This is a genomic window from Acinetobacter sp. BHS4, assembly GCF_018454425.1.
In the GTDB taxonomy this organism is placed as follows: domain Bacteria; phylum Pseudomonadota; class Gammaproteobacteria; order Pseudomonadales; family Moraxellaceae; genus Acinetobacter; species Acinetobacter pittii.
This window is the reverse complement of sequence record NZ_CP075323.1, coordinates 258,692-279,741: the sequence shown is the minus strand read 5'-3', so window position 1 is coordinate 279,741 and position 21,050 is coordinate 258,692. Positions and strand designations below refer to the sequence as shown.

Here is a 21,050-nt window from a genome sequence, read left to right as displayed (position 1 = left end):
CTCGTTGTTATATATTCACAGTGTAATACGATCAATTTAAAAAAAATCGATCAAAATTAAAAGTGCCGATAAAATTAAGAAAGCGCCCATTAAGATATTAAAATATTTCAAACGGTTGCCCTGATTGAGCACCACTGAAAATTTATCACCACATAGTCCCCAAAAGAACAAACACGCGTAGCACGTGAAAAAATAAATAACGATAAAGATCGGCAACGACTCTGGGTTTTCAATGCTAGTAAACATGGTAATGCCTGACACACAAGCCAACCACGCTTTAGGATTGAGCCACTGTAACAAGAAACCATCTTTAAAATTAGGAATAATAATTTGCTCTACAGGAGCACTTGAAATGGAAATATTGGCGGCAGCAAGAATAATTTTTATGCCTATATAACAAACAAAGAGCGTTCCGCAAACTGCGAGAACTTTTAGCACAACAGGAAACTGAGTTAATAAACTCTGAAGACCAAATGCCATAAAAATTAAAAGTAAGGTAAAACCAATCGTGGCCCCTGAAATATAGGGAATCGATCTTTTTAAACCATGATTTAAACTGGTCGATAAAATAACAGTATTGACTGGGCCTGGGGTAATAGACATTGCAAATGAAAAAAGAAACATCGAGGCAAACATTGTTATTGTCCTTATTAAAATAGAATCCATAGACAGATCTGTCTATGGATTCTATTTTAAACAATTACGATGTTGCAATAACAATCAAAAAAAGCTGCTTATTTCATTATTTGCAAGAAGTAGTTCACCAATGCTTCAACCAGTTGCTTCACAATAGCTTGGCGTGTTTCTTCGTCAATCGTTGGAACTTTTGCTTCCATCGGTTCTGTAGAGCCACTTTTTTGCTTTTTAAACTGGTCTTGTAACGCTTGAATTTGTTCGGCATTTAAGTCTTGTTCACACTGACTTTCACCATCCCAGTGTAAATAGTCTAACTTTTGATTTGCCTTAACTTGACTCGCTGTTAAAGGTAGGCGATAGACATTACGCTTTTGTTGCTCGGTTAATTGCGGGAATAGGTTAACGCCTAAGCGCTCCTCAAGGTAGCAAACACTCACGACTTTTACTTGTAGAGAGTTATTGTTAGGTGCGTAATAAGCCCCGATCGCGCCAGTTTTTGGCATATAGACCGCTTTATAAACTGCGGTTGGTACAATCACGCCCTGCCCAATCGTCTTAAGACGTTTACCTTCAAAAACAGGGCCTGTCACCACATAAACATCTTGTTTTTGTTTAGTGGCAATAGCACGGGTCGCTTCTTCGAGCTTACGCCAGACTTCTTGGTTATTTTTAGGTGCTTGCGGCACCATATTGCTGAGCGAGAAACTATCAGATTGGGATTCTTTATTTGACATATCACCATTAGGTGCCATATGCCCACGGTCATAGCCTGAACCGCGATAGTCACTTAACAGTGCCCGATGCTTTTGAGGAACACGCGTTTCTTCATGGAAGTTATCTTCACGTTTAATTTTGACACTTAAACGTTCTGCATCTAAATGCTCGGCCGACCATAATGGTGTTTTAGAAATGCCTGAATAGAGGACATTAAAACCGTTAAAGCACAGTGGATAACTGTCTTTTTTTAAGCTTTCTTTATTTAAAGCAGGCGGAACTTCTCGATAAAACTGGTTAAGACAAGTCGAATTAGTACTTAAAGGCGAAAACCACTGCGAAATCTTTTCACTACCGAAAGCAATTGCAAAGCTTCCGGCTGCAATACAAGCAAGAATAATCTTGCCAAAATGCTCACTTAGAGAGAATGAATTTTTACCTTTACTGCGTTTTTTACTTGCCATGTTTCTATCAATACTACTGTCCAGACGCAGCTTAACAATCCTGCTTTTTTAAGTATATCTCTTATCTTTCATATGGTTAAAACATGGTCATCTTTTTTGTAACTCTATTTGCCCTTACGTAACAATCTGTTGGAATTATGAGAGGCTTTGGCTATTGAATTACGTCAATTGCGTATCTTTCGTTGAAATGCACTTATGGCTTATGACATGGTTAGCTCCACAAATTTGGATAAAAATATAATCGGAGTCCACTTAATGATCCATTCAAAGATTATTGGTATTGGCGTAATCACAGGATTGTGTAGTATGGCAGCATTAGCTGAGCCAGCAGTCCAGCCAGGAGATACTTTAGAAAGTTTGTCTAAAGTGAAAGTTACTACCACTGTAAATGGCCAACCTGGTTCTATTAGCGATTTAGTCAATAGCGGACAAGTACAGCAAGTTTCTGCTGCACCAACAAATGCAGCGCCTACAGGTGCTCCTATTCCGGCAGATGTTCCACCGGCACCTCCAGCAGGTGGTGAAATGGCGCCACCAGCAGCACCAACTGATGCAGTACCACCTGCACCAAATCAAGCGCCTCCAGCGCCACAAGATCCAAACACACCACCGCCTCCGGCAGCTCCAACTCAGTCGGCAGATCCGATGGCAAAAGATGGTGCTTTACCAGCAGATGCACCAATGCAACAAGCTCAATAATCAGAGCCATAAAAAAAACCAAGACATCTGTCTTGGTTTTTTATTACATCAATTTTTATATTTCGATTTGACTACCTAACTCAACCACGCGGTTGGTTGGAATTTGGTAGAAGTCACTCACCGGACTGGTATTACGCTGCATAGAGATAAAGAGTTTTTCTCTCCATGGAGACATACCATCGCCCACCGAATGCACAATACGATCACGGGAAATGAAGAAGCTGATGTGCATCAAGTCATACTCAAGACCGAGCTGTTCATAGGCTTGCATCAATGCTTTTGGTACATTCATTTCATCTTTAAAACCGTAGAAGATTTTAATACGGAAGAAATGTTCAGCTAATGTTTCTGTCGTAATACGCTCTTCAGGTTCAACATAAGGCACATCTTCAATCACTACAGTGACCAAGATATTACGCTGATGTAGCACCTTGTTATGCTTGATGTTATGCAGCATGGCATGTGGCACAACGTTTGGCGTACCCGTCATAAATACTGCATCACCCGGCACCCAGTGCACGCTATTACCAATACTTTTCACAAACAAATCGAGCGACAATGTATCGTGTTCAAGTTTGGCAAAAGTAAGCTCACGACCACGTTTCCATGTCATTAAAATGGTCACGGCAATCGCACCAATGAGTAGTGGCACCCAACCGCCCGACAAGATTTTAAGTGAAGTTGCACCGACCAATACCGACTCTAAAATAAAGAACGGAATAATCAGGATCAGCACTTTTGGCAGGCTCCACTTCCAAGCGGAATAGATAAACACCGCAACCAAAATCGTGTCACACAGCATGGTTAAGGTCACAGCTAAACCATATGCACTTGCAAGGTTAGAACTGCTTTTGAAAATTAAGATTAGGATAATAATTGCGATTAAAAGTAACCAGTTTAAGAAAGGAATATAAATCTGACCTTCTTCAGACTCAGACGTATGTTTAATACTTAAACGTGGTAAATAACCCAATTGAATCGCTTGGCGCGCAAGAGAAAAGACCCCAGAAATTACAGCTTGAGAAGCAATTACCGTTGCCATGGTCGCCATAATAATCATTGGGTAAAGTGCCCATTGCGGCACCAATAAATAGAACGGGTTTTCAATTGCCGCTGGATCTCTGAGCAATAATGCGCCCTGTCCTGCGTAGTTTAAAACCAAGCATGGCAACACCACAAAGAACCATGCCATACGGATTGGTACTGGTCCGAAGTGGCCCATATCCGCATAAAGTGCTTCACCACCAGTTACCGTTAACACCACAGCGCCCATAATGAAAAAGGTCATTACTGGATGATGATAGATAAACTGAATGGCCCAGTGTGGACTGAACATACCTAACACCACAGGGGTCTGAATAACACTGTGAAGGCCTAATAATCCTAAAGATAAAAACCACACCATGGTGATCGGGCCAAAAAACTTACCGACAAAGGCCGTACCGTGTTTTTGCACCAAAAACAAAGAAATGATAATGGTAATCGCAATCGGCATGATGAACGGGTCAAACACATCGGTGGCAATAGACAAGCCTTCAACGGCTGACAATACCGAAATGGCTGGGGTAATAATACCGTCACCAAAAAACAGCGATGCACCGATAAAACCAATGGCAATCATGTAGATTTTTTTGTTGTCGGCAATTTTGGCTTTACGTAAGTTCAATGCGAGTAAGGCCATGATCCCGCCTTCGCCGTTGTTGTCTGCACGCATGACAATCGCGACATACTTGATGCTGATGATCAGCATTAAGCACCAAAAAATAATAGATAAAATTCCTAATACGTTTTCAGGCTGAATTCCCAACCCATGCGCTGCATGGAAGGACTCTTTCAAGGCATAGAGCGGACTTGTTCCGATGTCTCCAAAGACCACTCCAAGAGCTGCCAAAGCCGTGGCAGGCAAGGTCGCTTTTTTGGCCGTATTTTGCATTGTGTAATTAAACCAATATGATTTTTAGCGCAATCTTATCACCTCTATTATTTTTTTTCTGTAATGCTCGTCTTAAATCTTGGCAGGACTCGTTTTTTTAGTTACTATCGCACGCCTTGGTGAGGTGTCCGAGTGGCTGAAGGAGCACGCCTGGAAAGTGTGTATACGTTTGCGCGTATCGAGGGTTCGAATCCCTCTCTCACCGCCAGAATTCAAATTTAAAGAAGCTTAAACTTAATCGGTTTAGGCTTTTTTATTGGCTCAAACATTAAAAATAGCCAAAAAAATATTGATAATTTTTATATCCATCACAACGCCTAAATTTTATTAAGCACTTAAATTCAATGAAGAATCTTATTTCTTTAGCTAAAAAAAGCCTGCTCGAGCATAGCAACTTAAACCTGTCTTTTGCGGTCTATTCAGCTTACCAAGAGCAAAAAATCACAAACGTTCCGAATTCTAAACCCTTACTCATAATTGTATTAAGTGGATACAAAGAACTTGGAAAAACTGAAAATATTAAGTGTGATGCTGGTTCTTTTATTTTTTTAGCCAACAGCTCCAGCATTGATATGCGTAATATTCCTGATCAAGAAGAATATTTCGCTCTTCTTATCGAGTTTGATTTTGAAGATTTTAACGATCTTCCTCAAAGCTCGGGTACTTCTCAGAACTATGTTCAAGGCCAGCTTAATTCTCTTTTAGAAAGTGCCCTACATCAGTTTATAGACTTCTCTTTAGTTGCCCCTCCTTCTGCATTTAAATTTAGAAAAAGAGAACTTCTAGAACTTATTTATTATTCGGGCTATACCGACATCTCTAAACTCAACATGAATACAAGCTTGAGCGAAAAAGTTCAGGCTTTTATTTCTGATCATTTATCTACAGAACTCACCGCTGAATTTATCGCTGCTCAACTTTTTATGAGCTCATCAACGCTAAGAAGAAAACTGAAAAGTGAAGGAAACAGCATTCAAGACATTCGAAATAGAGTAAGGCTGGGACACGGATTACACTTACTTCAAACCACCAATGACAGCATTGGAAATATTGCTTTTGAATGTGGCTATCAATCTCAATCCCGATTTACTGAACAATTTAAAGACTTGTTTGGGATTACCCCACGTGAGCTACGCAAAACCAAAATGCTCACTTAGGGCGAATATATGGCAAATCTGCGTATAAAAAACTTTTAGAAGAAAACTTAAGATCTTTTGCACATTTAAAAAAGGTTCTTAAGCAAGCAAATGAAAAAAGTAGCAGTAATTTTATCGGGTTGTGGTTATTTAGATGGTTCTGAAATTAGAGAATCTGTTTTAACCCTATTAGCCTTAGATACAGCCAATATTGAATATCAAATTTTTGCACCCGATGAGCCTTTGTTTCATGTCATTGACCATGTAAGCGGTGAAATAAACCTGACTGAGCGAAGAAATGTTTTACAAGAAGCGGCAAGAATTGCCCGAGGTAAAATTTCACTACTTCATAAACTCGATGCAAATGAATTTGATGGTCTTATTTTACCGGGTGGCTTTGGTGTCGCAAAAAACTTATCAACTTTTGCATTTAAAGGCGCAGAGGCACGTGTACATGGTACGGTAGCTTCAATTTTAAAAGCGTTTCATCAGAGCAAAAAACCGATTGGCGCAATTTGTATTTCGCCTGCACTCTTGGCGCTTACATTTGGAGAGTTACACCCAACTATTACTTTAGGCTCTGACATTAACATGGCTAAGGAAATTGAAAAAACGGGTTCAATTCACCATGCCTGTCCAACCTCAAGCTGTGTGGTCGATCAACAAAACTTATTTGTTACCACCCCTGCCTATATGGATGATCAAGCTAACTTAAAAGATATCTATGCAGGTATTATAAGCTTGGTGAATGCCATGACAGCTTTAGCAAATTAAAGTGTTTGATCAGGGATAGAGATTGCTATCCCTCATTTAATTATGTTCTTTAATAAATCACCTACCTACTGGGGATAGGCCTTCACAGTGGTGTAGAAAACCAACTGAAAAGAAGTCTCAGCGCTTACTATCGAATAAATTCAAGCGATCAAACTATAAATTAGTAAATACTAAGAAGCATTTTCCCCTTTCAATTCTAAGACTATTGGTCTTTGTTTTATTAATGTTATAGCCTAAAAGTTAGTAATAATATGTGAATGTTACCGTATTAAAGTTAATTATAATATGTGACTGCTGAATTACTTTTGAGATGGATTTAATACTTAATCTGTTTTGAGTATTTTACTCTATGTCAAATTGCTAAAAAGCAACACAACTATCTTGTGCTATTAAAAAATCAACAACTAATTACTACTTTATAAAAAAGGTGCCATTATGGGTTATCTGCGTAAAAAAAGTTTCATGTTCTTTCTTGATGCTGACGCTCCAGTAGCGAATAAAACGTTAAGCAAAAATGAAATTGAAGAGATTGAGTTAAAACATAACGAAAATAAGAAGCAAAGGATTGAAAATCTGATCACATCCTATGCACAAGATCTTGGACAAACAAATGAGGAACGACTTCGAAAAGTAGCGAATACTGTAAAGGAATTAGATAATAATACAAATGTGCTCCATGAATACATTCGTCGAACCTTCCGAGCTCCGAGTGAAATGCCTTGGCGCACATTCTGCCATGAAGTTCACAAAATCGCGCACTCGCAAGCCGAGTTACCAGATAACAGCTATAAACCTAGACACTCTACTGGAGATACTGTCCGTTTCAGACAAGATGGATATCTGGGTGTCAACGTTCAACCGGAAGGTACCAGTTATGATGCCGAAAAGCGCGAATATTATGATAACGGTGAAAGAAATCCTGCTTTGTGGGTAACCGTAGATGAGGGATGGGAAAAAGACGGTAACTGGGGAGGTTATCTTCAGATCAGTTGTGTCACACAGAATAATAAATACATAGACTCTAGTAACGGATGGGTATTACCGGTGTCTTCTAAGGCTGATAAGGTTACATTTTACGATATGGGTAACTACTACGAGATCTGGCAGAAAGATCGTGAGTCAGGGCGCCCACTGACAGTAGAAGGTAATATCTTACGATTCGTATCCGGAGCCACTCCAGCGAAGTGGAACATTGTTGATTAAATTTGGGACTGATTTAACCTGAATATCTGATGTAATTCAGATGCTTAATAGGACCCGGTGGCATTAACCTTACCGGGTTTTCTGAATAAATGAGTGCACTATTGCAATATATTTAAGCCTCTATCCCTCTATTTAATTGTGTTCTTTGTATAAATCTAATCAACAATAAGTAACTTCGCACCATTCAAGCTAAAAGACTGATGTGGCTCTGAATTGTCTCCGACTTGATAACTCATACCTGAAGTTAAAGTAAATGTTCGCCCGTCTTTCAACCTACTTTCTAACTCACCTTCTAGGCAAAATAATATGTGCCCTTTTTCACACCAATGGTCTGCCAAATAATTTGCTGAATACTCGACAAGCCTTACTCTTATTTTGTTCCCTTCTTCACCAAAATATTGGGTTTTCCAATAAGCTTTTCCTGTTTCACCGCTATATTCAGAAACTTCTATTTCTTCCCAGTTTGTAATTTGAAATGGAAAAGGCGCGATATTCATAGTTTTTCCAAAGATGCATTATTGTATTTTCAACTTATAGACAAAATTGGTTTTTGCAAACGATTTAAAAGTCTATTTCTTAAGGTCCACTGCCTAACTCAGAAAGAAGTCCATTAAACTTCCCTAATCAGCCTTAATCCAAATCGAACACTTCTAATGACTCTACATAAGGCAAAATAAGATATTCATGATGAGATAAATGCTGTTCTAGCTGGTTATGCGTTGTTTGATTGAATTGATAAAAGTTGCTCAACTCATTAAGCAATTGAGACGTTTTATTTGCATCAAATTTTGGTGTTTTCATAAAGAATAATAAGCTTGCCCCTAATCCCACATACTCTAAGCCATAGTTTTGATCTAAATGCTCAATCAAGCTAAAAGACTCAAAAGGATTCAAATCACAACTAAAATATCCATTGAGGCATGCTGCAAATTTTTGAGTTTCAGTTGGACTATTGACTAACTTTACTTGAATAACGGCATCTAAAATTTTGTCGGGTTCAGCATTGATCTGTAGCAGAGTTGCTTGATCTTCATCGCTATAGTTAAGTTTTTTAGGCAAGTTATTAAAGTTTATATAATTTTCTGGCTTCAATAATTGTTCAATATGATATTGAAGCTCTAAAGGTCGAGTATTTTCCCAACTTGCTGCACTGTCATCTTCAACGAATTCTGTAGTATCAAAATAAAGTCCATCCCCCATTGAAGCATGCATGGAGGTGTATTCACATTGCCCAATATCTTCTAAAAGTAATAATACTTTTTTAGGTAAATGCTTCTGCTTAATTTCTGAATATAAGTTAACGACATCGTTCCATGAGTTTATTTCACTGATTGTTGCGTAGCATATTAATTCATGAGCATCGTCAGTTATAAGGGAGTTTTCTTTTTCTTTAATATCAAGAATAGTCATAAATTTTTAAATTTAATCTATATTTAGTGGACATTTATATCATAAATAAATTGTATATTTAACTTAAAACCTTAATGTAACTTTTTAAAAAATCTTCTATATAAGAAGCCCAAACTCTCAAGTTTAGGCCTCCTTTTTAAGCTTACTCAGACAACGCTAATAACTTCTGAACATACTGAACCGCATTATCCGCTATGTCTTGGTGTGTCGGAACATCGTCATCTTCTGATGGATTTGTGTCTAAACCATAAAATGCATGAAGTGGTTGGTAGTCCGCGCCCACATATAAAGCCGTTAGCTTAAATGGAATAAAAATCTGCTCTAAAGAAAGGTTATATCCACCATACTCTGAATAAACTTTTTCTTGCACACCTGCAGACAAAGCCAACATAAACTTTTTATTTTTAAGCTTATCGCCTGTTGAACCATACCCCCAACCATAAGTCACAACTTCATCAATCCATTGTTTCAAAAGCGGTGGACAGTTAAACCAATACACTGGAAATTGAAATACTAAATTTTCGTGTTCTTCTACCAGTGCTTGCTCTTTGGCAACATCAATTACGCCATCTGGGTAGGCTTGATAAATTTGGTGAACTGTAAATTGGTCTGGGTATTTTTCTAATTCCTCTACCCATCTTTTATTTACAACAGACTGGTCTATGTGGGGATGGGTAACAATCACTAATGTCTTTTTCATTATGGAAACACGCTTATCGGAAAGTTGATAAATCGATTATAGAAGTGTGCTTTCCTAAATATAAGTACGGTAATTTATGTTATATACTATACTAAAAGATAGTGTAGATTTTAAAAATGGATGAATGCGTACCATCAAATACTTCATTAGAAGATACGGGTTTTGGCTACACCCTTTCTTTGATTAATGGCAAATATAAAATGATTATTATGTATTGGCTATATGAAAAAAATGTCATGCGTTTTAATGAGATGCAACGCTGTATTGGCAACATTTCATTTAGAACACTCAGTAATACACTTAAAGAATTGGAAAGAGATGGGCTGATTACTCGCAAGGAATATCCTCAAATTCCGCCAAAGGTTGAGTATCGACTTTCAGAAAAAGGGCAATCTTTAATTCCTTTGTTAGATATGATGTGCCAATGGGGCGAGCACAATAAGCCGTCTTAGTTTTATAGACTTGAAGTGATACTAAATATGAGAAGTGAATTAAAAGAAATTTTTATTAAGGGATGCGACGATAAAATTGAAAAGAAGGGAGACAATGTCGGTCTATCTTTTTATGCTTTTTTTAAAAATAAGAACGATAACCCTGAGTTACTGATGGAAGCAGCGCATTGGTGGATTATGGAGCATAAGCTAGATCACTTCGAAAAAGCTGTGAAGATTAAACAATTGGTTTTGAGTGAAAGCTAAAAATAGAATTATTTAAAAGGCTTAAATTTAAGTAAATTAAGCCTTTTTATTAATAATAAATTCAATTTAAATATAAAGTATTTATAAAGATTCATCTTCCCTAAAATAATGATTATCTTTTAAAACTCTAATCATTTCACCAATAGATTGGGATAAATCATCTGGTGTGTAACGATTACTTTTCATACTAGAATTTTCAGGATGATGTATATGATTTCGGATAAAAGTCATTAAAGTTACAGATGTATTTGATAGTATCTCTCCTTTTGATTCTTTAATCCAAATCTTACATTTGGGACAATTTTGGCTTTCTAACCATGCATCAAAATCTTTTTCTTTATAATTCTCTGATTTTTCTTGTAAATATCCATATAGTTCATTGTGTAAATCAACAGTAGGTAAATTGTAAGCTTTATAATTAATTTCTCCCCATGTTGGACTCCACGGGAAGAAGTAGTCCATGTTTGCCTTTGTAATAGTATTTTTATGATTTTCCTTTTTAAATATAAAAATCCCAACCTTATCAAGATATTGAGAATTTAAGAAATATGGTGAGTGAGTAGTAACGAAAACTTGTCGATATGTAGCTAGTTCCAAAAGAGCATCGAATAATTTTATTTGGCCCATAGGATGTAAACATATTTCTGGTTCATCTATAAATAAGTAGAATGGTCTAGAGGTTTGTTTTTCTGGATCAAATGCAACTTCTTCCGCATAAATCTGAAGTAACGCTAAAGCAACTGATCGCTGCATACCATTACCCTTTTCATCCATTTTGACCGGTATGCCATCATCAATAAGTATAGATGAGCCTTTAAAAAATGATTCTATTTTAGGTGTATCGAACTGGAAATTTAAAGAAGCATTACCAAATTGATTTGAAAAAATAGAATTAAGTTTATTTTCGATAACTGAAATTTTTTGTCTTAACTCTGATGACTGTGAATTAAAAACCTCATTGAATTTTTTTTCAAACTCAATAAATTCTTCTGTTTTTGCATGTTCTGATGCTATTTCTTTTAAAAGAGTTCCACATAAAGTGGATGCACCAAAAGCAGCCTCATCACTAGGGTTTGTATCAGCCCAAATAAAGTTGGTTTCAAAAAGTTTTCTTATTGTTCCATCAAGCCCCCCTGTATTAATAAATGAATTGTTATCTCTATTCCATGTTTTCAAAGTTTTTATTTCAGATGTAGATCGAGATATTTTAAAATAATCTTTTCCTTGGTCACACTGATAAATTACCTGCTTAAAGGGAACTAATTTATTAGGTTGAGCAAATGTATCAATAACTTTAACTATGGCGCCAGTAAATTCTAATTCAACAATTGCTTCCGCTGCCAAGTTTCCACATGCACTTTTATGGCGAATTACTTCTAGATCTTTTTTTGTACTATTTCTAATAAAATCAATAGCCTCTAATACAGTTGATTTTCCACTGTTATTTTCTCCAATAAAAATATTAAGACCACTACCTTTTTCACCATTTGGGGTATTAAAAGGTAGGTAATTTTTCTCATCAGAGAATCCTTTAAAATTTGTAATTTTAAGGCTATTTATATGCATGAATCCCCCATAATTTTTTTTTAAACAAGTATTTAAAAATATATATGGATAAAGTATATTCAGCAATGGAATCTCTCTAAATCTTTCCCATGAACAAGCAAGGGCTGTTAATGGGTGTTAGTTCCCACAACTAACGTAATTAGATAGGGAGTATGAGCATGACTAAAAAATTAGTCGATGTACGCGCATATAAACGCTATCGTTTAGGTGCTTGGGAGCATGTTTGTAAACACAAACGCTCTTATCCTAAACGTTAAAGTTTATATATAGAGAGATTCCTTTAATTTTTTAGAATAAGAAAATAAATATATTTTAAATTAATAAAAAAACCATGCATTTTATCAAGGCAAGTATAGTCGACACGCTATGGTCAATCGCATGTTATAATTCGCTAAGCGAATTATAACATGCGATTGACCATATTAAAAATTACATTAAAATCAAAAACTTAAATAAAAAATTTATTGATTTACCATTTCTAAAATATAAAGACCAAATCTTTTAGTTTGATTCTTCCCCCCTCAAACCCGACTTAGAAAATAATCAATCAAATATTCCCTTTCATCAGTTTGATTTGAGCTTAAAAGCTGCACCATTGCTCCATCGACCACAAACAAAAACATATGCGCATCTTCAACTGTAGCGGCAGGTTTTACGGTTAAAAGTAGTTTGTGAATTTCCTGAATAAGCCAGTTTCGATAATCAACCACCACTTTATAAGCCGACGGATAATGCTTTTCTATTTCAAAAATTGCTTTAAAAGGCAAACGATAAAGCCCGTCTGAGTCAGCATGTAAAAAGAAAATTCTCTTGAGTTTATCGAACACCATCAGTTCACGGTATGAATAGATCGTGGAAAATACCTCTTCTTTTAAAGCGTCTGTTTGAAAAGTTAAGCTCATCTGAATGAGTCTTTCTTTTGAGTGGAAGTAGTTGTAAAAGGTGGCTTTGGGAATTTGAGAGTCAGCAATAATTCGGTCTACCCCGACTTTGTGAAACCCAAATTGGTTAAATAAATCTTTTGCCGTGTGGAGCACTCGCAATGCTCTAAATGAAGCTTCTAAATTTTTCATGTATATCGCTTAAAATAATTTTTTGTTGTAAATAAAAGAGATAGAAATGCCATCGCTCTTAAATTGAGCGCTAAATACAGGCGTGCAAAAGCAGCACAAAAATGGTGTGCTCGCCTATCTCTGGTTTTATTGTTGCTATGATTTTTTAGTCGTAATGACCTATGGCTTAAGACCTAGAGTCGGTTAAATCGTTTTAAAGACCAGTTGGGTATAGAGTCAAAGATTTTGGCGAAGGTTGCCAATGAGTGAGATGAAATAGTACGCATGTGCGGACTCCTTGTGTGTAAAGGAGTTCTACCCGATCACTGTCAAATGATGGTGGTAGAACGAGAGAAGGTTGACAGACTGACACACAAGAATCAGCACGCACAAGGCGTCCCTCCCTCGCCCTACCGCTACGAAGGGGGACGAACGAGTTCGCCACCAAAAAGAGAACTTTTTGATGTCTTGTGTGTTATATCGATCTGTCAAAATCGACTGGCAATGTAGGCCAGCAGGCAAAGGATAATCCGCGTGTTTTTGAGTGTCAATGTGATATTGGCTATTCATTTATAAAGATTATTTTTATTTTTCATTGGCATAGTGCTTTAAGAATATATTTTCTTAAAGTTTAGTTTTTCTGGTCACTTCATTGTTAATTTATCATTCATTTTCAAAACGGTTTAAATGTATTGATTGATCAGGCTATAAATAAAAGCTACAGTAAATAAAGTTTGAATTTTATAACTTTAAATAAATTGATAATGCATGCAGGCAAAGACATGGAAACCATACATGATTTTTATCGCCGCTTTTCTTTAACCAGAGATAGCGATTACTCGGTTCCATCGACTTCGTTTGGACATTTTAACGTGTTCCAACGCGATGCCTGCTCATTTCTGACGCCTTATAGCCGCCGCGATTATTATAAAATTTCACTGGTTTTAGGTACAGGTGAACTTCACTATGCTAACCGCTGGATACGAGTCGACCGCCCTGCTTTACTGTTTTCAAACCCAATGGTTCCCTACGCTTGGGAAATTAATTCGCCTGAACAAGCAGGCTGGTTTTGCCTATTTACCGAAGAGTTTGTAAACCAAGAATCAAGACAAAGCTTTTTAAAAGACTCGCCACTGTTTAAAGTCGACGGCGACCCGCTATATTTTTTAAACGACCAGCAAGTTGAAGAAATTTCATTTATTTTCAAAAAGATGATGAATGAAATAAATTCAGACTACATTCATAAATACAACGTTTTAAGAAATTATTTGCATCTGATTGTGCATGAAGCCATGAAAATGCAACCGACCCAACAGTTTGAAAAACATAGTAATGCTTCGGTGCGCATTTGCCATTTGTTCTTTGAATTATTAGAGCGCCAGTTCCCAATCGACTCGCCACATTTTCAGCTTAAACTCAAAACTGCAAATGACTTTGCCTATGGCTTGTCAGTGCATGTGAACCATTTAAACCGCGCTGTAAAAGAAGCCACAGGTAAAACCACCTCTGAGCATATTAGCTCGCGTATTACGCAAGAAGCCAAAGCGCTGCTACAGCACACCAGTTGGAATATTTCTGAAATTGCGTATAGCTTAGGCTTTGAATATTCAGCGTATTTCACCAATTTCTTTAAGAAAAATACGGGCTTTTCACCTAAAAAGTTCCGTGAAGACTGCGTAGCCTAAAAACAGATTGTTTGAATTTTATAATTATTGGTTTGAATGTTATACGTCAGTTTGAGCCAAAGCATTTTATAGTTTTTCTACTCAAGTGATTTTGCAAAAAGAGTGTGAAAAATGAAATATAGAACTTTAGGACAAACAGGCGAAAAAGTATCAGCACTTGGTTTAGGTTGCATGGGAATGAGCTTTGCCTATGGTGCCTCAGATGACACACAAAGCATTGCCACTCTAGAAAAGGCATTAGACCTCGGCATTAACTTTTGGGACACTGCCGACATGTACGGCAACGGCGCAAACGAAGTTTTACTCTCAAAAGTTTTAGAAAAACATCGCGACAAAGTATTTTTGGCGACCAAATTTGGCTTCCGCTATAAAGAAGATAACCTTAACCCACAAAACTCTTTAGAGTCTTATATCGACGGCTCTCCTGAGTGGATTAAAGTTGCGGTCGAAAACAGTTTAAGACGTTTAAATACAGACGTGATTGATTTGTATTATGCGCACCGCATTGACCCGAATGTTCCAGTTGAAGACACCATTGGCGCAATGGCTGACTTAGTCCAACAAGGTAAAGTTCGCTATTTAGGACTCAGTGAAGCTTCGGCTGAGACCATTCGCAAAGCACATGCGATTCATCCGATTGCAGCGGTTCAACATGAATATTCGCTACTTACCCGTGAGTTTGAGCAAACCCATTTGCAAACCATTCGTGAGTTAGGTATTAGCCTTGTGCCGTATTCACCGCTGTCACGTGGTTTAATTACCAATACGCTTGATGTGGGCAACCTAGACGAAAACGATTTCCGTCGTCAGTTACCACGTTATCAAGGTGATAACTGGAAAAATAACCAAAGCTTGGCGCAAGCATTTAGCGAGTTTGCCCAAAGCAAAAACGCGACAGCAGCTCAACTGGCTTTGGCTTGGATTTTGGCGCAAGGTGACGACATTATTCCAATTCCGGGTACGCGTAAAATCGAACGTCTTGTGGAAAATGCGGCTGCTGTAGACCTTCATTTAACAGCAGCAGATTTGGCAGAAATTGAAGCGATTATCGCGAGATATCCAAACATGGGCGCACGCTATAACGCTCAGCAACTTGCTGCGGTGAATCACTAAAATATAGGCCATAAAAAAGTCCGACTCCGTGTCGGACTTTTTTAATTTAGTCTTTGCTATATGTGCCTTGCTGGCGTCCACCTTCCCAGATCGCATCTAAGGATTTATCCGAAATCGTTAGGCTTTCAGGGAAAATGCTTAAACCCTTTTTAAATTTAGAGTCTGGTTTTAAACCAATACAGCCCCCGTTTTTCCACCATGTGCCTTCGGCATATTGGTCTAAAGCACCCACAGCGAGCATCCATTGAAACTTGCCGTCTGGCTGGAGTAAAAGTTCTGAACCAACTTCCATCACGCCATTTAAATAATAGTGCCCACTCCACGTCTCATCGGATTTTTGGAATTTCACTTCCTTACAGGTGCTGGTTGGCTCTGCATAAATGTGAGCAGAAAAAATAACCGTCGAAAGAAGTAGTAAAGGCGCAAATATATTTTTCATTATTGTGTTCCTATCGTTTTTATTTTCCAGACTCAACTTTTAAATACGTTCCATCGGCATAAACGTTATGTCCAAAGCCACAGCCCGACTCGCCTTCGCTTTGTTTAACTTGAATATAATTTCCTAATTTCGCGTTAGATTTAAAATCGAGCTGAATGCGGCAGTCTTCATTTTTATAAACCGTTTGCTTTTTATTAGTCGGCATTTTGGTGTCGAACTCACCCATGTTTGGGCCATAGATCAAGCTTCTAAGTCCCATATATAAACCGGCATAGCTGATTGCATATTGGCCCTGTTTACGACTTACCGTGATGTGATCCCACTCCCCAAAACCGGAGTAACGGACATATTCACCTGATAGGTCATTTGATGCTTTAGGGGCAGGTAACAGTTTAAGATTAAACTGGCTAGATTTTGATTTTTCATCGAGCATAAACCACGATCTTGCCCAGAGTGGTTGACCCAATTTAGCATAGGCTAAGCCCACATTATTGTTGGCAACTTCAATATCTCGGTCGGTAAATTTAACTGTGGTTTCGTCTGCATTGGCTTTACAAAATGCTGTCCAAGAGGCTTGGTTCTGGAAATTTTCGAGCGCTTTTTTATATTGTTTTTGGTCGTAGTTTTTCTTACCTAAGCTCGCGTATTGCTTCACTTTATTACAGCTTTGTTGTAATTCTTGTTCAAAAGAAAACTCTGCATGCGTGACCGCCAAAGCCGAAAGTGTGAGAACCGCGCAACCTGAAATAATCGATTTAATCATTTTTAAAATTCTTTAATAATTAACTAATTATATAATATGAGCTGGCGCTATAAATCACAATTATTTGAAACAAAAGTCTATTAGAAGAGTTTATGTTTTTATAAAAATAGTTAAATCCATACAAAATAAATTTTTGAAAATATTGAACTTAACTGGTTACTTTAATTGAATATTCAACCAAAAAATAATGTAGACTGCATGCGTAAAAATTAGGAAAAATTATAAGAGTGAATAATTTAATTATTGGAACCCTATTTGCACTGTGTGCAGCAGCTTTAAATGCATCTATTGGTGTAATTAGTAAATTACTCATGCACAGTGGTTTAAACCCGCAAGACATTGCCTTTTTAAAAACCATTATCGCCTTTTTCTTTTTAAGTATGTTTTTATTTAAAGTGCCTGACAGCCAAAAGGTTGCATTTATTAGCAACACGCCAAGTAAACTCAGCGTTTTTGCTCAAATTGCCATATGTGCTTTTTTAGGAATTTTCTCGCTATTCTTTTTTGAGACCATTGCCTATAACCATGGTGCTGCGGCCAATGTGGTGGTGGTACTCATGGCTTCGGCTGCCATCTCTGCCCTATTTTTTGGGAGGTTCATTTTAAAAGAAAGCATCTATATTCATTCGCTTATTGGAACATTATTAGCGGTTGCTGGGATTAGTATTATTTCGTGGAAAGGTGAAAATAGCCTTTTAATGCTGATTAATGCTTCTATTGCCGGTACGGGTTATGGCTTATTTTCGGTTTTAGTGAAAAAGTTCAAATTAAACGGCGGCCTGTTTCTGACTAAATACTTACTACTGTTTGGTAGTGTTTATCTTGCAGTTCCGTTTTTAATAAACTTGCATAGCATTACTTTTAATAGTGACATCATTTTAGGTTTGATTGGTTTAGCTGTTCTACCAACCATACTCGGCTTTTTCTGTACCACTAAAGCGTTGTCTTATATGAGTGCCGCAAAGGTACAAGTGACCGAGCTTTCAGAACCTATTTTTGCAGCGCTTATGGCTTGGGTTTTCATTCATGAACAGCCGACTTTATCGTTTTTATATGGCGCGATTTTTATTATTTCAGGCATCGTTTTAATTAATAAAGCGCCAAAATCAAACTAGCCGATTTCATCTATTTCGTTGGCGTGGTGACAAGCGACTTGCACCACACTGGCAAAGTTAATCGCCATTTGTGAAGGGGCATGTTTCTTATAAGCAAGCCCTAAACCCACCGTAGGAACAGGCGCTTTCAAAGAGCGATAAGCCACACCCTGTATTTGCAATTGTTTGGTAGACTCGGGAACCAAAGACACCCCCAAATTTGCAGACACTAACGATAAAATCGACACAATTTGCGGAGCATTTTGTCCAATTTTCGGTTCAAAGCCACGCTCATGGCAGGCTTGTTTAATCGCATCAAAAAGCCCTGCACTAATGGATGGTGGCGAGACAATAAAATCAAGCTCTCGTAGTGCCGTTAAATCAATTTCTGGTGATGCATCATCGAGTTGAAAAGACTCGGAAGGCAAAGCCGCAATGAGTGGTTCTGCTAATAATTCTTGAATAATTAAACTATCTGGAATATTTCGTGGTGAACGAATAATCGCGACATCTAAGCGATCTTCAAGCAACAAATCGATGAGCAGTAAAGTGTTGGCTTCTTCAAGTTTTAAATTCACTTTCGGATATTGCTGCTGAAAATAACGAACGCATTTAGGAATTAAAGGGTTCAACATTGAAGTGCCTGTAAAACCTAGCCGTAATTGGCCCACTTCGCCATTTGCCACTTGTTTAACTAAGCTCGCCGCATCTTCTACACGCTGCTGTACAGGCTGAATGGCATTTAAAAAGGCAAGCCCTGCTTCGGTCAGCTCCACCCCATGAGGCGAACGAATAAATAAATCTGCACCTAGCTCTTCTTCTAAGTCTCGTATTTGCATGCTTAAAGGCGGCTGGCTCATGTTTAAACGTTGCGCAGCTTTGGTAAAGTTTTTTTCTTCTGCTACCGCTAAAAAGTAGCGTATATGCCTGAGTTCCATTGCTATATATAAAACATATTATGATCCATTGTTAAATATATTAGAAAAATACCTCTCAAATTGCTAATTTTAATTTATCGAATTTTCTCGATGCAGCATGCCTTTAGGCACTGCTCTTTTTCTGTCATGGTCATGATATGAACTCTTCATCTACACCCAGGACCTTAAACACTGAGGCAACGTCTGTTCTTTCCCGTGAGTGGATTCACAAAGGGACTAAAGCCTATAAACACGCAGGATTTGCTTTATTCCTGGTAGGTTTTGCTAGTTTCTCTCTGATTTATTGTGTACAGCCACTCCTGCCCGCATTTAGCCAAAGTTTCCGGATTAGCCCTGCGAGTAGCTCTTTAGCGCTGTCATTAACGACTGCCTTTTTGGCGATTTCGATTGTGCTATCAAGCGCGTTTTCACAAGCGATTGGCCGTCGTGGTGTAATCTTTACGTCCATGCTGTGTGCAGCAGTTCTTAATATTGTCTCAATGTTTACCCCAAACTGGCACAGTTTACTGATGGCACGCGCGTTAGAAGGTTTATTGCTCGGTGGTGTTCCCGCAGTGACGATGGCTTGGATTGCCGAAGAAATTGCACCTGAGCACCTAGGTAAAACTATGGGTTTATATATTGCAGGTACGGCTTTTGGTGGCATGATGGGCCGTGTCGGCATGGGTATTTTGGTTGAATATTTTTCGTGGCGCACCGCCTTAGGCTTACTTGGAGCAATCTGTTTTGTTTGCTCAATTGCCTTTTTAAAATTACTTCCCGCATCGCGTAATTTTGTGCAGAAAAAAGGGCTGAATTTAGGCTTTCACATGCAAATGTGGCGCGCTCATTTAACCAATACAAAACTATTACGTCTGTTTGCCATTGGGTTCTTGCTCACTAGTGTGTTTGTGACCTTGTTTAACTATGCCACTTTCCGTTTAAGTGGAGCGCCTTATTCACTCAGTCAGACACAAATTAGCCTTATTTTCTTGTCGTATAGCTTTGGTATGGTGTCTTCATCATTGGCAGGTAGCTTAGCCGATCGCTTTAGCAAAAAAACCATGATGATGAGCGGCTTTGCCTTAATGATTGTAGGGAGTCTCATGACCCTGCTCAGCTCTCTTTTTGGCATTATTATTGGCATCGCATTTATTACTACAGGCTTCTTTATTACCCACTCACTTACGAGTAGTTCTGTGGGTGCCGAAAGCAAACAAGCTAAAGCTCATGCCAGTTCGCTTTACTTGCTGTTTTACTATATGGGTTCAAGTATCGTCGGCTCGGCAGGTGGTTGGTTCTGGTTACACGGTGGCTGGAGTGCGATTGTCGGTTTAACCGTGTTCTTGTCTTTAATTGGAATATTTTTAGCGATTTATACATCACATGCCAAAGCGCATTAATGTAGTAAAACCTTAACTTTTTTAGGCTAAACCCAATGAGCATTTAAAAATCATATGAAAAAATTTAAATGCTCATTTTTTGGCTTGTATTTTTTTTAAGAAACTGTAAAATTCACTCCACATCGCCGGCATAGCTCAGTTGGTAGAGCAACTGACTTGTAATCAGTAGGTCCACAGTTCGAATCCGTGTGCCGGCACCATCATTAAACCTCATGAATATTTGATTTATGGGGTTTTTTGTTGCCTGTAGGTTTTGTACAGTGCTAGCCCAACGGACTATTTAACGGTCCATTTGATCGATAGTCTGTTGGTCCAAATAGATCATTGGGCCTACTCTTTTTCCTTATCCAACATGTTCCCCATATCGTTTCCAGCTCTTTGGCCTTCCATGCGAATTGCGATGTCGATATACCAACTTTCATAGTTGCTATCGCAGCACAGAGCAGAACGCATGGAAAACTTAAGACGTTAGGGGAATTCTAAAAGTTCCTTGCATTTCCTGTTTCGGGCTGGACATCTAAGGGGAGTGCCTGATGGTTGTGGGGAATTTCCAAGTATAAAAATCATTAATATTGGATATGCTATTAAAATCTATAGATAGCAGCCTCGTCACTAGAAACAAAGCTGCCTTTCCTCTAATAAAGATCCGAT

The 21,050-nt window shown here is 38.0% G+C and carries 21 protein-coding genes and 2 tRNA genes; 12 read left to right on the top strand and 11 right to left on the bottom strand.

All coding sequences use genetic code 11. The features are described from left to right. Window positions 1-36: 36 nt before the first annotated feature. Window positions 37-636, bottom strand: coding sequence for a LysE family translocator (locus KIP84_RS01280; protein WP_031949549.1), 600 nt, complete (start codon window positions 634-636; stop codon window positions 37-39). 98 nt (window positions 637-734) lie between these two features. Beyond that, on the bottom strand, window positions 735-1,814 hold the full coding sequence (locus KIP84_RS01275) for a DNA/RNA non-specific endonuclease (protein WP_033848976.1): 1,080 nt from the start codon (window positions 1,812-1,814) through the stop codon (window positions 735-737). 255 nt (window positions 1,815-2,069) lie between these two features. On the opposite strand from KIP84_RS01275, the gene KIP84_RS01270 reads away from it, so the two are divergent. Continuing rightward, window positions 2,070-2,513, top strand: a complete 444-nt coding sequence (locus KIP84_RS01270) for a hypothetical protein (RefSeq protein WP_213689186.1) — start codon at window positions 2,070-2,072, stop codon at window positions 2,511-2,513. Between the two features lie 55 nt (window positions 2,514-2,568). Here the strand turns inward: KIP84_RS01270 and KIP84_RS01265 are convergent, their stop codons facing one another. Then, window positions 2,569-4,446 (bottom strand): potassium transporter Kup, encoded by a 1,878-nt coding sequence (locus KIP84_RS01265; RefSeq protein WP_199977076.1) that lies wholly within the window; start codon window positions 4,444-4,446, stop codon window positions 2,569-2,571. Window positions 4,447-4,564: 118 nt separating this feature from the next. Between KIP84_RS01265 and KIP84_RS01260 the strand changes: the two genes are divergently transcribed. From KIP84_RS01260 to KIP84_RS01245, 4 genes are all read left to right on the top strand, one after another. After that, window positions 4,565-4,654, top strand: a tRNA-Ser gene (locus KIP84_RS01260). A gap of 136 nt (window positions 4,655-4,790) precedes the next feature. Then, window positions 4,791-5,603 carry an AraC family transcriptional regulator gene (locus KIP84_RS01255; protein ID WP_213689185.1) on the top strand — a complete coding sequence of 271 codons (813 nt, stop codon included), beginning with the start codon at window positions 4,791-4,793 and terminating at the stop codon, window positions 5,601-5,603. Window positions 5,604-5,693: 90 nt separating this feature from the next. Next, on the top strand, window positions 5,694-6,356 hold the full coding sequence (gene elbB, locus KIP84_RS01250) for an isoprenoid biosynthesis glyoxalase ElbB (RefSeq protein WP_199113448.1): 663 nt from the start codon (window positions 5,694-5,696) through the stop codon (window positions 6,354-6,356). Window positions 6,357-6,791: 435 nt separating this feature from the next. Next, entirely contained in the window at window positions 6,792-7,559 is a 768-nt protein-coding gene (locus KIP84_RS01245) for a hypothetical protein (RefSeq protein WP_199113446.1), read from the top strand. Between the two features lie 155 nt (window positions 7,560-7,714). Here the strand turns inward: KIP84_RS01245 and KIP84_RS01240 are convergent, their stop codons facing one another. The 3 genes from KIP84_RS01240 to KIP84_RS01230 all read right to left on the bottom strand — a co-directional run bounded on the left by KIP84_RS01240 (window position 7,715) and on the right by KIP84_RS01230 (window position 9,669). Then, window positions 7,715-8,056, bottom strand: a complete 342-nt coding sequence (locus KIP84_RS01240; protein ID WP_199113444.1) for a DHCW motif cupin fold protein — start codon at window positions 8,054-8,056, stop codon at window positions 7,715-7,717. Window positions 8,057-8,189: 133 nt separating this feature from the next. Then, window positions 8,190-8,969: a hypothetical protein gene (locus tag KIP84_RS01235; RefSeq protein ID WP_199113442.1), complete on the bottom strand. Its 780-nt coding sequence runs from the start codon at window positions 8,967-8,969 to the stop codon at window positions 8,190-8,192. Window positions 8,970-9,111: 142 nt separating this feature from the next. Beyond that, window positions 9,112-9,669, bottom strand: coding sequence for an NAD(P)H-dependent oxidoreductase (locus KIP84_RS01230; RefSeq protein ID WP_199113441.1), 558 nt, complete (start codon window positions 9,667-9,669; stop codon window positions 9,112-9,114). A gap of 116 nt (window positions 9,670-9,785) precedes the next feature. Between KIP84_RS01230 and KIP84_RS01225 the strand changes: the two genes are divergently transcribed. Both KIP84_RS01225 and KIP84_RS01220 read left to right on the top strand, forming a co-directional pair. Then, window positions 9,786-10,121 carry a helix-turn-helix domain-containing protein gene (locus tag KIP84_RS01225; protein WP_213689184.1) on the top strand — a complete coding sequence of 112 codons (336 nt, stop codon included), beginning with the start codon at window positions 9,786-9,788 and terminating at the stop codon, window positions 10,119-10,121. Between the two features lie 27 nt (window positions 10,122-10,148). Then, the gene (locus KIP84_RS01220; RefSeq protein ID WP_213689183.1) at window positions 10,149-10,367 is read left to right on the top strand and encodes a DUF6500 family protein; all 219 of its coding nucleotides are present in this window, start codon (window positions 10,149-10,151) and stop codon (window positions 10,365-10,367) included. 81 nt (window positions 10,368-10,448) lie between these two features. Here the strand turns inward: KIP84_RS01220 and KIP84_RS01215 are convergent, their stop codons facing one another. Beyond that, on the bottom strand, window positions 10,449-11,933 hold the full coding sequence (locus KIP84_RS01215; protein WP_125267746.1) for an AAA family ATPase: 1,485 nt from the start codon (window positions 11,931-11,933) through the stop codon (window positions 10,449-10,451). A gap of 521 nt (window positions 11,934-12,454) precedes the next feature. Continuing rightward, window positions 12,455-13,006 carry a TetR/AcrR family transcriptional regulator gene (locus KIP84_RS01210; RefSeq protein WP_213689182.1) on the bottom strand — a complete coding sequence of 184 codons (552 nt, stop codon included), beginning with the start codon at window positions 13,004-13,006 and terminating at the stop codon, window positions 12,455-12,457. A 761-nt stretch (window positions 13,007-13,767) separates the two neighbouring features. Between KIP84_RS01210 and KIP84_RS01205 the strand changes: the two genes are divergently transcribed. Both KIP84_RS01205 and KIP84_RS01200 read left to right on the top strand, forming a co-directional pair. Beyond that, window positions 13,768-14,670, top strand: a complete 903-nt coding sequence (locus KIP84_RS01205) for a response regulator transcription factor (protein WP_000447716.1) — start codon at window positions 13,768-13,770, stop codon at window positions 14,668-14,670. Between the two features lie 111 nt (window positions 14,671-14,781). Next, window positions 14,782-15,783 carry an aldo/keto reductase gene (locus KIP84_RS01200; RefSeq protein ID WP_213689181.1) on the top strand — a complete coding sequence of 334 codons (1,002 nt, stop codon included), beginning with the start codon at window positions 14,782-14,784 and terminating at the stop codon, window positions 15,781-15,783. A gap of 46 nt (window positions 15,784-15,829) precedes the next feature. On the opposite strand, the gene KIP84_RS01195 is transcribed toward KIP84_RS01200, so the two are convergent. Next, the gene (locus KIP84_RS01195; protein WP_057068914.1) at window positions 15,830-16,222 is read right to left on the bottom strand and encodes a hypothetical protein; all 393 of its coding nucleotides are present in this window, start codon (window positions 16,220-16,222) and stop codon (window positions 15,830-15,832) included. Window positions 16,223-16,241: 19 nt separating this feature from the next. After that, the gene (locus KIP84_RS01190) at window positions 16,242-16,985 is read right to left on the bottom strand and encodes a hypothetical protein (RefSeq protein ID WP_213689180.1); all 744 of its coding nucleotides are present in this window, start codon (window positions 16,983-16,985) and stop codon (window positions 16,242-16,244) included. A 227-nt stretch (window positions 16,986-17,212) separates the two neighbouring features. Between KIP84_RS01190 and KIP84_RS01185 the strand changes: the two genes are divergently transcribed. Continuing rightward, window positions 17,213-18,100 carry a DMT family transporter gene (locus KIP84_RS01185; protein WP_213689179.1) on the top strand — a complete coding sequence of 296 codons (888 nt, stop codon included), beginning with the start codon at window positions 17,213-17,215 and terminating at the stop codon, window positions 18,098-18,100. Here KIP84_RS01185 and KIP84_RS01180 read toward each other — a convergent pair. Continuing rightward, on the bottom strand, window positions 18,097-19,017 hold the full coding sequence (locus KIP84_RS01180; protein WP_213689178.1) for a LysR family transcriptional regulator: 921 nt from the start codon (window positions 19,015-19,017) through the stop codon (window positions 18,097-18,099). The genes KIP84_RS01185 and KIP84_RS01180 overlap by 4 nt on opposite strands. A 137-nt stretch (window positions 19,018-19,154) precedes the next feature. On the opposite strand from KIP84_RS01180, the gene KIP84_RS01175 reads away from it, so the two are divergent. Both KIP84_RS01175 and KIP84_RS01170 read left to right on the top strand, forming a co-directional pair. After that, entirely contained in the window at window positions 19,155-20,399 is a 1,245-nt protein-coding gene (locus KIP84_RS01175; RefSeq protein ID WP_213689177.1) for an MFS transporter, read from the top strand. A gap of 124 nt (window positions 20,400-20,523) precedes the next feature. Next, a tRNA-Thr gene (locus tag KIP84_RS01170) sits at window positions 20,524-20,599 on the top strand. The last annotated feature ends 451 nt before the right edge of the window (window positions 20,600-21,050 follow it).

Excerpts from the sequence above, each read along its gene's own strand:
- KIP84_RS01280 (WP_031949549.1), bottom strand. The coding sequence starts at position 636 with ATGTTTGCCTCGATGTTTCTTTTTTCATTTGCAATGTCTATTACCCCA.
- KIP84_RS01275 (WP_033848976.1), bottom strand. The coding sequence starts at position 1,814 with ATGGCAAGTAAAAAACGCAGTAAAGGTAAAAATTCATTCTCTCTAAGT.
- KIP84_RS01270 (WP_213689186.1), top strand. The coding sequence starts at position 2,070 with ATGATCCATTCAAAGATTATTGGTATTGGCGTAATCACAGGATTGTGT.
- KIP84_RS01265 (WP_199977076.1), bottom strand. The coding sequence starts at position 4,446 with ATGCAAAATACGGCCAAAAAAGCGACCTTGCCTGCCACGGCTTTGGCA.
- KIP84_RS01255 (WP_213689185.1), top strand. The coding sequence starts at position 4,791 with ATGAAGAATCTTATTTCTTTAGCTAAAAAAAGCCTGCTCGAGCATAGC.
- elbB (WP_199113448.1), top strand. The coding sequence starts at position 5,694 with ATGAAAAAAGTAGCAGTAATTTTATCGGGTTGTGGTTATTTAGATGGT.
- KIP84_RS01245 (WP_199113446.1), top strand. The coding sequence starts at position 6,792 with ATGGGTTATCTGCGTAAAAAAAGTTTCATGTTCTTTCTTGATGCTGAC.
- KIP84_RS01240 (WP_199113444.1), bottom strand. The coding sequence starts at position 8,056 with ATGAATATCGCGCCTTTTCCATTTCAAATTACAAACTGGGAAGAAATA.
- KIP84_RS01235 (WP_199113442.1), bottom strand. The coding sequence starts at position 8,969 with ATGACTATTCTTGATATTAAAGAAAAAGAAAACTCCCTTATAACTGAC.
- KIP84_RS01230 (WP_199113441.1), bottom strand. The coding sequence starts at position 9,669 with ATGAAAAAGACATTAGTGATTGTTACCCATCCCCACATAGACCAGTCT.
- KIP84_RS01225 (WP_213689184.1), top strand. The coding sequence starts at position 9,786 with ATGGATGAATGCGTACCATCAAATACTTCATTAGAAGATACGGGTTTT.
- KIP84_RS01220 (WP_213689183.1), top strand. The coding sequence starts at position 10,149 with ATGAGAAGTGAATTAAAAGAAATTTTTATTAAGGGATGCGACGATAAA.
- KIP84_RS01215 (WP_125267746.1), bottom strand. The coding sequence starts at position 11,933 with ATGCATATAAATAGCCTTAAAATTACAAATTTTAAAGGATTCTCTGAT.
- KIP84_RS01210 (WP_213689182.1), bottom strand. The coding sequence starts at position 13,006 with ATGAAAAATTTAGAAGCTTCATTTAGAGCATTGCGAGTGCTCCACACG.
- KIP84_RS01205 (WP_000447716.1), top strand. The coding sequence starts at position 13,768 with ATGGAAACCATACATGATTTTTATCGCCGCTTTTCTTTAACCAGAGAT.
- KIP84_RS01200 (WP_213689181.1), top strand. The coding sequence starts at position 14,782 with ATGAAATATAGAACTTTAGGACAAACAGGCGAAAAAGTATCAGCACTT.
- KIP84_RS01195 (WP_057068914.1), bottom strand. The coding sequence starts at position 16,222 with ATGAAAAATATATTTGCGCCTTTACTACTTCTTTCGACGGTTATTTTT.
- KIP84_RS01190 (WP_213689180.1), bottom strand. The coding sequence starts at position 16,985 with ATGATTAAATCGATTATTTCAGGTTGCGCGGTTCTCACACTTTCGGCT.
- KIP84_RS01180 (WP_213689178.1), bottom strand. The coding sequence starts at position 19,017 with ATGGAACTCAGGCATATACGCTACTTTTTAGCGGTAGCAGAAGAAAAA.
- KIP84_RS01175 (WP_213689177.1), top strand. The coding sequence starts at position 19,155 with ATGAACTCTTCATCTACACCCAGGACCTTAAACACTGAGGCAACGTCT.